At 53.7% G+C, this 13,657-nt stretch carries 15 protein-coding genes; 11 read left to right on the forward strand and 4 right to left on the reverse strand.

Annotated features, from left to right (window positions below; all coding sequences use genetic code 11):
- Nucleotides 1-2 precede the first annotated feature (2 nt).
- The 4 genes from AS19_RS04070 (at nucleotide 3) to nadA (ending at nucleotide 4,601) form a co-directional block, all read left to right on the forward strand.
- Complete coding sequence (locus AS19_RS04070; protein ID WP_046961724.1) at nucleotides 3-1,295, forward strand: NAD(P)/FAD-dependent oxidoreductase; 1,293 nt, start codon at nucleotides 3-5, stop codon at nucleotides 1,293-1,295.
- On the forward strand, nucleotides 1,295-2,113 hold the full coding sequence (locus AS19_RS04075; protein WP_046961725.1) for a DUF1365 domain-containing protein: 819 nt from the start codon (nucleotides 1,295-1,297) through the stop codon (nucleotides 2,111-2,113). Before AS19_RS04070 ends, AS19_RS04075 begins: the two co-directional genes overlap by 1 nt.
- 4 nt (nucleotides 2,114-2,117) lie before the next feature.
- Nucleotides 2,118-3,386, forward strand: a complete 1,269-nt coding sequence (locus AS19_RS04080) for a cyclopropane-fatty-acyl-phospholipid synthase family protein (protein WP_082116343.1) — start codon at nucleotides 2,118-2,120, stop codon at nucleotides 3,384-3,386.
- Nucleotides 3,387-3,551: 165 nt separating this feature from the next.
- Nucleotides 3,552-4,601: a quinolinate synthase NadA gene (gene nadA / locus AS19_RS04085; protein WP_011588054.1), complete on the forward strand. Its 1,050-nt coding sequence runs from the start codon at nucleotides 3,552-3,554 to the stop codon at nucleotides 4,599-4,601.
- Between the two features lie 93 nt (nucleotides 4,602-4,694).
- On the opposite strand, the gene AS19_RS04090 is transcribed toward nadA, so the two are convergent.
- Nucleotides 4,695-6,128, reverse strand: coding sequence for a M48 family metalloprotease (locus AS19_RS04090; protein ID WP_011588055.1), 1,434 nt, complete (start codon nucleotides 6,126-6,128; stop codon nucleotides 4,695-4,697).
- 125 nt (nucleotides 6,129-6,253) lie between these two features.
- Between AS19_RS04090 and AS19_RS04095 the strand changes: the two genes are divergently transcribed.
- Nucleotides 6,254-6,517, forward strand: a complete 264-nt coding sequence (locus tag AS19_RS04095) for a sulfurtransferase TusA family protein (RefSeq protein WP_231483484.1) — start codon at nucleotides 6,254-6,256, stop codon at nucleotides 6,515-6,517.
- Nucleotides 6,517-7,608 (forward strand): AI-2E family transporter, encoded by a 1,092-nt coding sequence (locus tag AS19_RS04100; RefSeq protein ID WP_035460811.1) that lies wholly within the window; start codon nucleotides 6,517-6,519, stop codon nucleotides 7,606-7,608. The genes AS19_RS04095 and AS19_RS04100 overlap by 1 nt, the downstream gene beginning before the upstream one ends.
- A 46-nt stretch (nucleotides 7,609-7,654) precedes the next feature.
- On the opposite strand, the gene bcp is transcribed toward AS19_RS04100, so the two are convergent.
- Entirely contained in the window at nucleotides 7,655-8,131 is a 477-nt protein-coding gene (bcp, locus tag AS19_RS04105) for a thioredoxin-dependent thiol peroxidase (protein WP_011588058.1), read from the reverse strand.
- Between the two features lie 53 nt (nucleotides 8,132-8,184).
- Nucleotides 8,185-8,712, reverse strand: coding sequence for a glycine cleavage system protein R (locus tag AS19_RS04110; protein WP_035460809.1), 528 nt, complete (start codon nucleotides 8,710-8,712; stop codon nucleotides 8,185-8,187).
- Between the two features lie 313 nt (nucleotides 8,713-9,025).
- On the opposite strand from AS19_RS04110, the gene dapA reads away from it, so the two are divergent.
- The 5 genes from dapA (at nucleotide 9,026) to AS19_RS04135 (ending at nucleotide 12,359) form a co-directional block, all read left to right on the forward strand.
- Complete coding sequence (dapA, locus tag AS19_RS04115) at nucleotides 9,026-9,910, forward strand: 4-hydroxy-tetrahydrodipicolinate synthase (RefSeq protein WP_011588060.1); 885 nt, start codon at nucleotides 9,026-9,028, stop codon at nucleotides 9,908-9,910.
- Nucleotides 9,907-10,524 carry an outer membrane protein assembly factor BamC gene (gene bamC, locus AS19_RS04120; protein WP_011588061.1) on the forward strand — a complete coding sequence of 206 codons (618 nt, stop codon included), beginning with the start codon at nucleotides 9,907-9,909 and terminating at the stop codon, nucleotides 10,522-10,524. Before dapA ends, bamC begins: the two co-directional genes overlap by 4 nt.
- The gene (locus AS19_RS04125; RefSeq protein ID WP_011588062.1) at nucleotides 10,524-11,297 is read left to right on the forward strand and encodes an MBL fold metallo-hydrolase; all 774 of its coding nucleotides are present in this window, start codon (nucleotides 10,524-10,526) and stop codon (nucleotides 11,295-11,297) included. The genes bamC and AS19_RS04125 overlap by 1 nt, the downstream gene beginning before the upstream one ends.
- Nucleotides 11,298-11,323: 26 nt before the next feature.
- Nucleotides 11,324-12,040, forward strand: coding sequence for a phosphoribosylaminoimidazolesuccinocarboxamide synthase (gene purC / locus AS19_RS04130; RefSeq protein WP_011588063.1), 717 nt, complete (start codon nucleotides 11,324-11,326; stop codon nucleotides 12,038-12,040).
- Between the two features lie 85 nt (nucleotides 12,041-12,125).
- Nucleotides 12,126-12,359 carry a DUF6726 family protein gene (locus AS19_RS04135; RefSeq protein ID WP_011588064.1) on the forward strand — a complete coding sequence of 78 codons (234 nt, stop codon included), beginning with the start codon at nucleotides 12,126-12,128 and terminating at the stop codon, nucleotides 12,357-12,359.
- 723 nt (nucleotides 12,360-13,082) lie between these two features.
- On the opposite strand, the gene AS19_RS04140 is transcribed toward AS19_RS04135, so the two are convergent.
- Entirely contained in the window at nucleotides 13,083-13,628 is a 546-nt protein-coding gene (locus AS19_RS04140; RefSeq protein WP_046961726.1) for a hypothetical protein, read from the reverse strand.
- Between the last annotated feature and the right edge of the window lie 29 nt (nucleotides 13,629-13,657).

Consider the following 13,657-nt stretch of genomic DNA (forward strand, 5'->3'; position numbering starts at 1 on the left):
ACATGAGTCAGCGTATTGCTATTGTTGGAGCCGGTATTAGTGGGCTTAGCACCGCTTGGTATCTGTCAAAAGCGGGTCATCAGGTCGAGGTATTTGAAGCCAATGATTATCTGGGTGGGCATACCTGTACGATTCCGGTATCTCGACCCCATGGTGATTACGCTATTGATGTAGGTTTTATTGTATTCAACGATCGAACCTACCCGAATTACCTTCGTTTGTTGGAGGAGCTTGGCTTGCAGGGCCAACCCACTCCTATGGGGTTTGCGGTCAGTGATGAGAAGAACGGGCTGGAATACTGCGGCGATGGGCTGGGGGGCATGTTTGCCCAGAAACGCAATCTGCTGAGCTTTTCACACTGGCGTTTCATTCGTGACATCTTGCGCTTCAATAAGCAGGCACCGGCTTTGCTTCATAGCGCCAAGGGAGACCTTCCTTTGGGGCAGTATCTGCGTGAGCAGGGTTACAGTGAACGCTTTGCCCGGGATTATATTCTCGCCATGGGCGGGGCTATCTGGTCTTGCTCGCTGGAGCAGATGGAAGTTTTTCCTGCCCGGTTTTTTATCCAGTTTTTTCAGAATCATGGTTTATTGTCGTTGAATGATCGGCCCCAGTGGTTCGTGGTGCCTGGTGGTTCCAATCAATACGTGAAGCCCCTGGTGGAGGGTTGCAACGCTACCTTTCATACCTGCACCCCGGTGCAGTCGATACGACGGGGCTCAGCGGGAGTGGGTGTAGAGGGCGGTGCCGGTGTCACCGTCACCGTAGGCGGGGCAGAGCAGCATTACGATCAGGTTGTGCTGGCCTGCCACAGCGACCAGGCGCTAGCGTTACTCAGTGATCCAGACGAACGGGAAGAAGCCAACCTGTCGCAATTGGGTTACCAGGATAATGAAGTGGTCCTGCATACGGATACAGCGTTGCTACCGCGTCGGGAACGGGTATGGTCCAGCTGGAATGCCATGTTGTATGCGCAGGATCAGGAACGGGTTCAAGTGACCTATAACATGAATATTCTGCAGGGTATTGCTGCCCCGGAAACCTTCTGTGTCACGCTGAATGCCAGTGACCGAATTGACACCAAAAAGGTACTCGCCCGTTACCATTTTGCGCATCCGTTATTCACACCGCAGACGGTGGCGGCCCGGGAACAATTACTGAAAGACAATGGCAAAAATGCCACCTGGTTTGCTGGTGCCTGGTGCCGCAATGGTTTCCATGAAGATGGTGTGGTGTCTGCGTTGAACGTGGTGGCAGGGATCACTGGCAAGGCGCAGGCAGGGAGCGTTGCGTGATGGAGGCTTCGGTCAATGACCCGTTGACACCCTATGCTATTGCGCGCGGGCGCGTCTGGCATCAACGGTTGCAACCGTTTACCCACAGCTTTGATTACCCGCTGTGGATGGTTTGGTGCGATCTGGAAAAAATTGATGCCATGCTCGGGCGGCACTGGGCCTGGGGCAGGAGGTGGCGACCGGTCACTTTTCGTGATCAGGATTACCTGGATACTCGTGCCGTGCCGTTAGCGGAAAAAGTTCGCGGAAAAGCGCTCAGCCTGGGGCTGAACTGGAGCCATGGCAGAACGGTTATGCTGGCGCAGTGGCGTACCTTCGGAACCCTGTTTAATCCATTGGTGTTGTACCTGCATTTCCCGCAAGGAAAAAGCCAGCCCGACAGCATGATCGCCGAGGTGCAAAATACCCCATGGCGAGAGCGCCATTTTTACCCTCTCACGTTTTCCCGAAATGAAAACGGGGTGCTGCTGGTGAACCACCCCAAGGCTTTTCATGTGTCCCCTTTCTTGCCCATGCTGCTGCAATACCATTGGCATCTTCACGTTGCCTTACCCGATCTGCGAATAGGGTTAGAGGACCGGGATAAACAGGTCTGCGTGTTCAAGGCCGGAATGAAGTTGCAATTAGTTGCGCCGGATTCCGCCGCCATGGGCAAGGGCATTTTCCGGTTTGGTGCCCAAGGGTTGGCCACGCTGAAAAATATTTATTGGCAGGCCTTCAAACTGTGGCGTAAAGGCGCGGTCTTTCACGGTCACCCCGCTGGCGAGAACGCTCAACGTGATGATGGTGATTCAGGCGATGATGGAAACAGGGAGTAAGGTAATGCTGTCTGGCGATAGAGCCTCTAACAATAAAAGTATCCAGGCCGGCACATTGAGTTGGTCGCAATCAGTGGCTCGTACTCTGGTGTTGAATAAGCTGGCGAAAGTGCCACACGGCGGCCTGCGTATTGATGAGCCGGATGGAAACACCGTGTTACTCGGCGATTCACACAATAGCCAGGCAATCGGCCATATCGTACTCACCGATTGGTGCACCTACAGCATGATGATGAGCGGTGGGGCGATGGGGGCGGCAGAGGCGTTTATGGAACAAAGCTGGTCGAGCCCGGACCTGGTTAAGGTAATACGGTATTTCGCCGCAAATGTGGACGCCATCCAAGCGCTGGAAGGCGGCTTTGCCGCGCTGTCCAAACCCGCGTTGAGAATGCTGCACCGCTATAATCGCAATTCGCTGCAAGGATCGCGCAGAAATATTTCCGCGCATTACGATCTGGGCAATGATTTTTTCAGCCTGTTTCTTGATCGCACCATGATGTATTCCAGTGCGGTTTTTTCGCGCCCGGAGGCGTCCCTGGAGGAGGCCTCGGTGCACAAGCTGGATTTGATTTGCCAACGGCTGCAATTACAGCCCGGCATGACGGTGCTTGAAATTGGCACGGGCTGGGGCGGTTTAGCGCTGCATGCAGCGCAGCATTACGGGGTCACCGTTACCACCACAACGATATCCCGCGAGCAGGCCCGTTATGCCCGTGATCTGGTTGCCGATGCCGGGCTAAGTGATCGCATCACCATTCTGGAAAAGGATTATCGCGAACTCACCGGACAGTATGACAGGGTGGTGTCCGTGGAAATGATCGAAGCGGTGGGGGCGGAATTTTTGCCTGGCTATTTTGATGTGTTGGGCAAGCGTTTGAAGCCGGAAGGGTTGCTGCTGATTCAGGCAATCACGGTGCCGGACCAGCGTTACCACTATGCATTGAAGCAGGTGGACTTCATTAAGCGTTATATCTTTCCCGGCGGTTTCCTGCCCAGTGTGTCGGTGATGTGCGACAACCTCACGCGCCATACCCGCTTGGTGACCACGGAACTGCACGACATCGGTCATGATTACGCGCTGACCTTAAATCACTGGCGCCAGCGTTTTCATGATGCGCTGCCCCGCATTCGCGAGCTGGGTTTTGATGAGCGGTTCGTGCGTATGTGGGAATATTACCTGTGCTATTGCGAGGGCGCGTTCCTGGAGCGGGCCATCAGCACGGTGCATCTGGTTGCCGCCGGACCCGCTTACCGGCCTTCCTTCCAAGCTTGAAGGGAAGCTTGAAAACCGCCCTCGTCGGACGCATTTAATCCTTTGCAGGGCTAACAACAGGCCGCTATTCAGCGGTTTTTGGCTGTTGTGGTATTATGCCCGCCTTATTCTTTTATCAATTTTCCAAGTTGTTGATTTCAGGGGGAAACCCCGGGCGGTAAGGCAATGACGGCAGAGGCACAAGCACGGGTCCAGGCGCATTTAGCTGAGGTGGAGCCCGAGGACACGCTCAGCGAAGAGCAACGCGCATCCTATCGTGATCGGATCAAGGCGTTGTTGCGTCAACGCGATGCGGTGTTGGTAGCGCATTACTACACAGACCCGGAAATTCAGTCGTTGGCGGAAGAAACCGGTGGCTGTGTGTCTGATTCTTTGGAAATGGCCCGCTTTGGCAAAGACCATCCTGCGTCCACGTTGATTGTGGCCGGGGTGAAGTTTATGGGTGAGACCGCCAAAATTCTTAGCCCGGAAAAACGCGTCTTCATGCCGACACTCGAAGCGACCTGTTCATTGGATATCGGTTGTCCGGAAGAAGAGTTTTCCGCATTTTGCGACCAGCACCCGGACCGCACTGTGGTGGTTTATGCCAATACTTCCGCTGCGGTGAAAGCCCGTGCCGATTGGGTGGTCACCTCGTCCATCGCCGTGGAGTTGATTGAGCATCTAGATAGCAACGGTGAAAAAATTCTGTGGGCGCCGGACAAGCACCTTGGCGGCTATGTTCGTGATAAAGCTGGCGCCGATGTATTGTGTTGGGACGGTGCCTGCATTGTTCACGAAGAGTTTAAAGCTAAAGGGTTGCATGATTTGCAAGCCGCCTACCCGGATGCCGCTATTCTGGTGCACCCGGAATCCCCGGCCTCGGTGGTGGAAATGGCGGATGTGGTCGGCTCAACCTCACAGCTGATCAAGGCCGCTTGCGAGATGGACAATGAGGTGTTCATCGTTGCCACCGACAAGGGCATTTTCTACAAGATGCAGCAGTTAGCGCCGGGCAAAACCTTCTTGGAAGCGCCGACGGCGGGCTCCGGTGCGACCTGTCGCAGTTGTGCTCACTGTCCGTGGATGGCAATGAATGGCCTGCAGAACATGCTCGCGGTGCTGGAAGATGCCAACGGCATGGGGCAGGAAATTTTCGTGGACTCGTCGCTGGCAGAAAAAGCCATGGTGCCGTTGAACCGCATGTTGGATTTCGGCCGCAAGTTGAAAGCGTGACCGGCCGCTATTATTTTGTGTGACGCCTGATACAACCTGTGCAAACAACGCAGGTTGTATTCTTGCGATTTAGACAGTACCCCGCCACCGCGCTCAGAACTCTTCTTCAGATAATCGCTTCATTTCTCGCAGGCGCCCGTTCAATTTGCTGTGCAAAGCAAAGTCATTCTCTGCGTCGCGCAGGGCATAGCGCATTTGTTGCTGGGCTTTAGAATCGTTGCCGCGTAGAAACTGGCTTTCGGCACGGGCATGCAGGGCGCGCACGGTGTCGCCACTGTTGCCGTAGGCATCAGCCAGCAGGTCCCAGATGTGAGGATCATTGATGTGGTCTTTGAGTAGCGGTTTGAGTAATGGCAGGGCCTTTTCTGGTTGCTTGCTGCGCAGGTAGGCTTTGCTTTGCAGTATGGACGCGGCGTAATTGTCCGGTGAAATGTTCAGTACCCACCCGGTTTCTTTAATCGCTAGCGGGTAGCTACCTTCATCCAGCGCCACTTCAGCTAACCCTAGGCGGAACCAGAGTTGATCGGGGTATTGATCGGCTAGCCCCTGCATCAATCCGCGAGCCTGATCATAGTGATTGGCACGCAGATAGCTCAGGGCTAGGCCGTATCGTGCGGCCTGTAACCCTAACGCACTGCGTTCATTGCTGTAGCGTTTGAAATATTCAATGGCTTGCTCATCAGAGGTAATGAAGCCTGCCTTGAGGCGGGCCTGTGCCAGCAGAAAACTGGTGGAAACGGATAGACGTGCCGGTGGAAGGGCGCGGGCGCGGGCGCGGCTGTCAGCAATTCGGCTTTCGGTGACCGGGTGAGTGAGCAGAAACTCCGGCGGATTTCCGGAGAAACGTTGGCTATCGTGCATACGTTCGAAAAAGCGCGGCATGGCGCTTGGGTCCATGCCAGAGGCGGCGAGGGTCTGCATGCCCACCCGGTCAGCTTCGCGTTCATTTTGACGAGAATAGGCCAGTTGAGCCTGAATGGCCCCGGCCTGGGTGGCTGCGATACCGGCCATCCCAGCTTCACCGTCGCCGGCAATGGCAACGGCCAGGCTGGCCAGCATGGCGGCCAGCACCGCAGTGTTCATTTTTTTTGAATCTAAGTATCGGCGGGCAAAGTGCCGCTGGCTTACGTGGGCAATTTCGTGAGCAACCACTCCGGCGACTTCGTCTTCGCTCTCCGCATTTAGAAACAGGCCGGCGTTGAGCCCGATTACCCCACCGGGCACTGCAAAAGCGTTAATCTGGCGACTGTTTATTACCACGATATCCAGGTTGGGTTCTTTCAGGTCGCTGTAGGAGGCTAGCCGGTAGACTAGGCTCTCCACGTATTCCTGCAACATGGGGTCGGACATGATGGAAGTCTGCCCGCGCAGACTGCGTAGCCAAGCACGACCCAAGCGGTATTCCTGGCCGGAAGACATGAGCGCTGCGGTAGGGTCGCCTAGCACCGGAAGATTGTTATCGGCACTGGACGGGTTGGCTAGCCAGCAGCAGCTGAATAGCAAAAATGTACGCAAAAACAACGTCAAGTCGTGGCTCCGTTCAGAGAGTCGTAACGGGTAGGGTAACCTTGAGTATCGCTACACAAGGCGTTATTCAAAGGCTCTCTTATGACTATAATGCCGGCAGGGCGACAATGAATGAAGTGATAAGAATGACTAAGCACCAGATGTCTGAACACAAGGTTGATCTCCATGTGGATGCGTCCACGTTACAGTGCCCGTTGCCGCTGTTGAAAACCCGGCAGGCGTTGCGGCAGCTCCGTGCCGGGCAATTGCTGGAAGTGATTGCCACGGACACGGGGTCAGCCAATGATATTCCCGCCTATCTGAGACAGTCCTGCCATGCGCTAGTTCGCATGGGGGAATCGAAAGGCTGTTACTATTTCGTGATCCGTTGCGGCACACAGGAGCCTTGATGCTACGCATACTGAAAAATTGGGCCGATAGTTATTTTTCTGACGAAGAGGCGGTGTATTTAGTTGTCCTGCTGTTGGCCGTTGGGCTGGTGATTGCTTTTTTTGGTGGCATGCTAGCGCCGGTGTTTACGGCCATGGTGGTGGCCTATCTAATGCAGGGGCTGGTGGGGGCGCTGGAGCGCCGGGGCGTTAGGCGTATGCTCGCGGTCAATTTGGTATTTGTGCTGTTTGTTGGCCTGTTGACCGCCACCTTGGTGGTGCTGTTGCCTATGGTGTGGCGACAGCTAGTGTTGTTAGTTCAGGATCAGCTGCCCCATATGCTCAAAAATGGGGAAATCTGGCTGCGGGGCCTGCCGGCTCACTATCCAGAAGTGATTTCCATGGATCAGGTGAATTCCATTGTCGCGGTAATTCAGCGGGAGGTGGCTGAGGCGGGCCAGGGAGTGCTGACGTTGTCGCTGGCATCGATTCCCAACCTGGTAGAAATAATGGTGTTTCTTGTGCTGGTCCCTTTGTTGGTGTTTTTCTTTTTGAAAGACAGGGAAACCCTGGTCAACTGGATGCTGGGCTTTTTGCCTCGTAAGCGGCGGATTCTTTCTCACGTATGGCACGAAATGGACGGTCAGATCGCCAATTATGTGAGAGGTAAGGCGATTGAAATTCTGCTGGTCGGCGGTTCAACGTTTATCGCTTTCATACTACTGGATATGAATTATGCGGTGTTGCTGGCGGTGCTGGTCGGGCTGTCGGTGGTGGTGCCATACATCGGCGCCACAGTGGTCACCTTGCCGGTGGCGGCAGTGGCTTACGTGCAGTTCGGTTGGGGTGGTGACTTTGCGCTGGTGATGATCGTATATGGCATCATCCAGTTTATTGATGGCAATATTCTGGTACCGCTGTTGTTTTCCGAGGCGGTGAATTTGCATCCTGTGGCGATTATTACCGCCATTCTGTTATTCGGCGGGCTATGGGGGTTGTGGGGGGTGTTCTTTGCCATCCCGTTGGCGACGTTGATTAAAGCTGTGATCAATGCCTGGCCTCGGCAGGCAGACTATTCTCCCGGGAAGCTAGCATCCCAGCCAGAGGCATGAGGCAAAGAAAAAGGGGCGAAAGCCCCTTTTTACTGGTGAGGTGGCGTTAAAGCCCTAGCGCGTCCAGTTCAGCTAGCAGGTCTTCGTGATGGGTTTTGGTTTTGAATTTGTCCATTACCTTTAGCAGTTTGCCATTCTTGCCGATGATAAAGGTGGTGCGGATAAGCCCCATGAATTCCTTGCCCATGAATTTCTTCATGCCCCAACAGCCGTATTTCTCGGCGATGGCGTGATCTTCGTCGGATAATAGGGTGAAGTTCAGGGAATGCTTGTCGATAAACTTGGGCAAGCGTGCTACTGCATCCGGGCTGATGCCAAATACCACGACTCCCCGTTTTTCAAGCTCTGCCTGGGTGTCACGAATGCCGCAGGCCTGGGTGGTGCAGCCCGGGGTCAAGGCTTTGGGGTAAAAGAAAATCACCACCGGGTTTTGATTCCTGAACGCTTTCAATTCAACCTGATTTCCATCTTGATCCGGTAGTTTGAAGTTGGGTGCCAGATTGCCAATTTTGGGGTGTGCCATATTGAATTCCGTTCTCTTTGGTAGTCTTGATGAGTTTGCTGCGTTGCGCCCAGCTAGCGTTTTGGCGTCATGGTGGCATCCAGGTTGCGGGCTTCACAAAAATCCAGAAAAGCGTCGCGTAGCTGGGCCACGGAGTGTTCCGCGTTCATGCTCAAAGTTAGATGCAGGCTGAACATGCGGGTGCCAGTGTGTGGGGCGGCGTAGGTGCCCGTGTGTAGGTCATCGATGTTAATGTTGCGCCCGGAGAAGAAGTGGGCGATTTCATGGACAATGCCCGGATTGTCCATGGCCACTACTTCCACTTCGTAGGGCAGGGCGGCGGAGCTAGCCTCCGGGGCGCGGGTGCGTTTAAGGGTTATCCGCAAGTTTAGTTGATCGGCCAACTGTTGCTGCCCGGCTTCTAAGCTGTCCAAAGTGGCGGCGTTGCCGGCAACCAGCATCAGTACAGCAAATTCCCCCCCGAGTACGGTCATCCGTGAATCCATGATATTGCCATCGTATTCCAACACGGCCTTGGACAGGGCCTGCACAATGCCTGGCCGGTCCGTGCCTAAGGCAGAAATCACAATCAACTGATCCATTGTTGTTCTCCGTTTTGCTAGTGCCGTCAATATTTAGGTCCACGTACCGGTGGCGGGCACGAAATTTGCCTTCTTATGAGGTGTATTTGGCCAATCAGTTTACCCAGTTCATCTCAGACTGAACACTTGCCGAGAAGACGGGTCTGAAGCTGTACGTTGCATTCCAGGTAGTAAACCGCAGACGCGCTCCTTGTCCGCTTTGGGGGCGGGGTTTACCATAGCGCCCTTCACCCGACGATAGGGCTCGCTAGTTGGGAGGCATCGTTGAGCGCATTGAGTGGCGCAACGGGTTTGCGCACAATAGGAGACAGGCATGATTCGCGGCAGCATAGTGGCGCTGGTGACCCCCATGCGTGCAGATGGGTCCGTAGACTGGGAGCGATTGCGCTCGCTGGTTAATTGGCATGTAGAACAAGGCACCCATGCCATCGTAGCTGTGGGGACGACCGGTGAATCCGCTACCCTTGGGTTTGAAGAGCACGATAGCGTGATCCGTGAAGTGGTGGCGCTGGCTAAGGGCCGCCTTCCGGTTATTGCCGGTACTGGTGCCAACAACACAGAAGAAGCCATTCGCCTGACTCGAGATGCCAAACGAGATGGCGCAGACGCTTGCCTGTTGGTGACGCCTTATTACAACAAGCCGCCCCAGGAAGGTCTGTATCAACACTTCTTGGCGATAGCTCGTGCGGTAGATATTCCGCAAATACTGTATAACGTGCCCGGTCGAACATCTTGCGATTTACTGCCGGAAACCGTGGAGCGCTTGAGTAAAGTGCCGAACATCGTGGGCATAAAGGAAGCCACCGGTAATTTGGAGCGGGCTCGCGAAATCCGTGAGCGCTGTTCTGATGATTTCATGCTTTATTCTGGCGATGACGCCACCGCCATGGACTTTATTTTGGCTGGCGGACATGGCGATATTTCGGTGACCGCTAACGTGGCCCCGGCGAAGATGGCCGCCATGTGTGAGGCGGCTCTGGCTGGTGATGCGGATACCGCTCGGGCACTGAATGCGGAACTCGAACCCCTGCATCGTGATCTGTTTATTGAAGCGAATCCGATCCCGGTGAAATGGGCACTGTTTGAAATGGGCCTAATTGACGCAGGTATCAGGCTACCGTTGGTGCCGATGTCAGAAGCGGCTCAGCCGCGGTTACGTGAAACCATGCGCCAATGCGGCCTGTTGGAGGTTAAATGAAGAAAGCGGCGTTGCTGGCACCACTCATGCTCGCTTTGATGGTGGCTGGTTGTAGCTGGTTGCCAGACAGCAGTTTGGAATACCGTAAAGCGGCCGTGACCGACCCGATTAAAGTGCCCGACGGTGGCGTGTTTATTGGTGAGCAGCCCCTGTATGCGGTGCCTCGCGAGGATGAGCGGCTAACCGCTCCTGGTGAAGATGAAAAGCGTTTTGAGGCACCGCGCCCGCCGCAACTGGTGGTGTTGGGGAGTGCCTCTGGCAACGAAAACGTTGAGTCTGCTCCGCGTGGTGAATCCGCTAAAGCATTGCTAGGTCGGGATGGCAATGGTTACCCGATTATCATGATGTCCACTCGCTACGCCTGGGCATGGGAATATGTGAGTGATGCCCTAAAACAGACGGATTTAAAGGTCAGTGATCGTGATCGAGAAGTGGGTATCTTTTACCTTAAGGTTCCCGATCGGTATGAGTTGGGTGCCCGCGAAGCACAGTTGAAATTAAGCCATACGACCAACGGTATTCAGGTGGCTGTGTTGAATGAGAAGGGCTCCGCACTGGTGGATAAAATCCCGGGGCAGGCCATTCTTGAGCGAATCTACGACGAGCTCGATTAATGCAGCTGGCCTCATTGGGCAGTGGCAGTAAAGGCAACGCCACGCTGGTGCACGCTGACGACACTTTGGTGTTGGTTGATTGTGGTTTTACCATTAAGGAAACTGAGGTGCGATTGGGGCAGCTGGGGCTGGTCGCCGATCAGCTCAGTGCGATTTTGGTCACCCATGAGCACGGAGATCATATTCGTAGCGCCGGGGCGTTGGCCCGTAAAGTGGGGTGCCCGGTATATAGCTCATTTGGCACCGCCAGCGCTGTGCACGACAAACGCGCCAGCCTGAAAGAGGCTAACTGGCAAGAAATTCGCCCCGGTCGGACGTTTACACTGGGAGCGATGGAAGTTCTGCCGGTGCTGGTGCCCCATGATGCTCGTGAACCTTGCCAGTATCGCTTTTCTTGGCAGCAGCGCACGGTGGGAGTGCTTACCGACTTGGGTGCGATTACCCCCCATGTGGTTGATGCCTACAGGGACTGCGATGCCTTAGTATTAGAATGCAATCACGACTCGCAATTACTAGCCTCAGGACCGTACCCAGCATCGTTGAAACGACGTGTGGGTGGTATGTTAGGCCACCTGAGTAATGATCAGGCTGCGGCGCTGTTGCGTCAGGCCAATGTGGATCGCCTGCAGCATTTGGTGCTGTCGCACCTGAGCGAACAGAACAACACGTCCCTGCATGCACTGGATGCCGTGCAACGGGTGGTAACCCGCGGGCGTGAACGAATTAGCGTTGCTAGTCAGACGGAAGGGTTTGACTGGCTACAAGTACATTAATGCTGACCTGAGTAATAGGCCTTTCCATGGAAAAACGCGACGAGTTGTATGCCGGCAAAGCCAAGTCCGTGTACACCACCGATGACGAAGACATGCTGATTATGCTGTTTCGTGACGATACCTCCGCCTTTGATGGTAAGAAAAAAGAGGCATTGGCTCGCAAGGGGGCAGTGAATAATCAGTTCAACGCAGCCATTATGGAAAAGCTGAAAGCGGCGGGCATCCCCTGCCATTTTGAGAAAACCCTATCGGCCACTGAATCCCTGGTGAAGAAGCTAGATATGATTCCGGTGGAATGCGTGGTGCGTAATATTGCTGCGGGCTCCATATGCCGCCGCTTGGGTGTGGAAGAGGGCCTGGAGTTGACGCCGCCAACGTTTGAGTTCTTCTTAAAGGACGATGACTTGGGGGACCCCATGGTCAATGATTTCCATATTCGTAGCTTTGGTTGGGCCAGCGACGATCAGGTGGCACAGATGAAAACCCTCACCTTTGCGGTGAACGACGTGCTCAAACAGCTGTTTCTGGACGGGGGCATGCTGCTGGTGGATTACAAGCTGGAGTTTGGCATGTTTAAAGGTGAGGTATTACTGGGGGATGAATTTAGCCCGGATGGCTGCCGCTTGTGGGACAAGGATAGCCGCGAAAAATTGGATAAAGACCGTTTCCGTCAGGGGTTGGGCGGAGTGGTTGAAGCCTATGAAGAAGTGGGTAAGCGTCTGGGAATGACCTTCGAATATTAAAATCGTTAACCATTACCCATCAAGCTGCAGCCAGTGATTTGATGGGTAATACTGCCAATTAAAAATAAGTAGAAAAGGTGGGAGTATGAAATCTGTGATGCGTTTAGCCGCTATTGCTCTGTTGGCTGCGGTTCTTAGTGGTTGCTTTCTGACCAAGTTGGCCACCACGCCCATGCGTTTAGTGGGAGCGGCAGGCTCTGTGGTTGGGGCCGTATTGTCAATTATTCCAGTGGCGGGCAATGCTGCCGATGAAGCCCTTGAAAAAGTCGATGGTGCCATTGATAACACGGCGGATAGCATCGATAAGATACCGTTATAAACTCGATTGGCTTAGTCTTTCCTGCGGCCAGTGCAGTCAGGACTGGCTGATACGTTGACGCTTGTAATAGGTTGGCTGTCTAAGAGAAATATCCCCTCGTTCTAACGGACGGTTGAAACCTTTTGCGGGCCTAGATTTTCAGGCAGGATCGCGATCTTGGCGCGGTTTTGGGGTTGCCTCCTTTAAGGAGGTCGAGAGATGCTCATCCAATGAAAAGCATAATAACGAGTGCGGTCCATCCGGAAGATCTGAAGAGTGTGGCCTGTGAAGGCTTCACCTGCTGCCCGTTGCGATAAAACACAACATTTGTACCTTTCTGGCTGACGCTGAGCATGTAAGGCGTTTTTCAGAGGTTACTTAGATTCTTTTGTCTGTCTGTTCAAATTACCCTGAACGATAAGTCTCTCGATCAATATTAAGTTGAAATTTGTGTCGTCTCCTCTTGCTTTTTCCTTAATGCCCTGTTCATGGGCAACAGTTTTGCACAGCATGTCTGCATTTTTTCATCTGCTGTGCGAAGGCTGATCGCTAAGCTGTTGATTTGTTATGTTTATTTGTAAGTATATGATTTTAAATGGTTTAATTTTATGGCCATTTTTTCATCACTTTAATGTAATGGTAGGCGTGGCAGGTGGTGGGGAAGGTTCCTGACAGTCTATTCACAGAGTTATCCACAGAAGTTGTGGGTAACTTTTTCAGCCATAAAACAGTGTCGGTCGAAGCTCACCGCCTGAACATAGGAAATGGTCTCCAGGGTTGCTTGAGTATTTGCCGACCGCTGAGTTTCAACAATAGCGGGTGGAAGCCTGCGTTGGGGAAGCTGCGTTTGATCAGCCGAATTCTGGCCATGGGAACACCGAAACGCAGTAGTCCAAGGCTAACATCGATCCAGTCGGCCCGACGGAAGGCCTCAGTAAGATCCAAATGGTTGTGGCTGAAACGGCTAACTTTGTGATGATTCATGATCATGTTGTGTACATCATGACTCCAATCTTCCAGCTGCTCCTCCTGCAGATAGTGATCTGCTTGGCGGGACGAAGACGGCAAGTAATCGAAGGTGCCAGCTAACCAGATCCCCGCATCATGGAAAAAAGCAGCAATCTGTAATTTATCCAGCTCTTCTACGTTCAAGGGCCGTTGCGCTATGACTAGATTCACCAGTCGGTATACATGGTTACGGTACGCTGTTTGCTGTTTGCCGAAACGTTCAGCGTAACGGTCGAACAGTTGTTCCACTCTGGGTAACTGGGTGATGAGGCTCTGGTTCATGACGCTCCGCCTGTTTTTTTGATGTGGTC

Origin of the sequence: Alcanivorax sp. NBRC 101098, from assembly GCF_001010505.1 — a bacterium.
Lineage (GTDB): Bacteria > Pseudomonadota > Gammaproteobacteria > Pseudomonadales > Alcanivoracaceae > Alcanivorax > Alcanivorax borkumensis.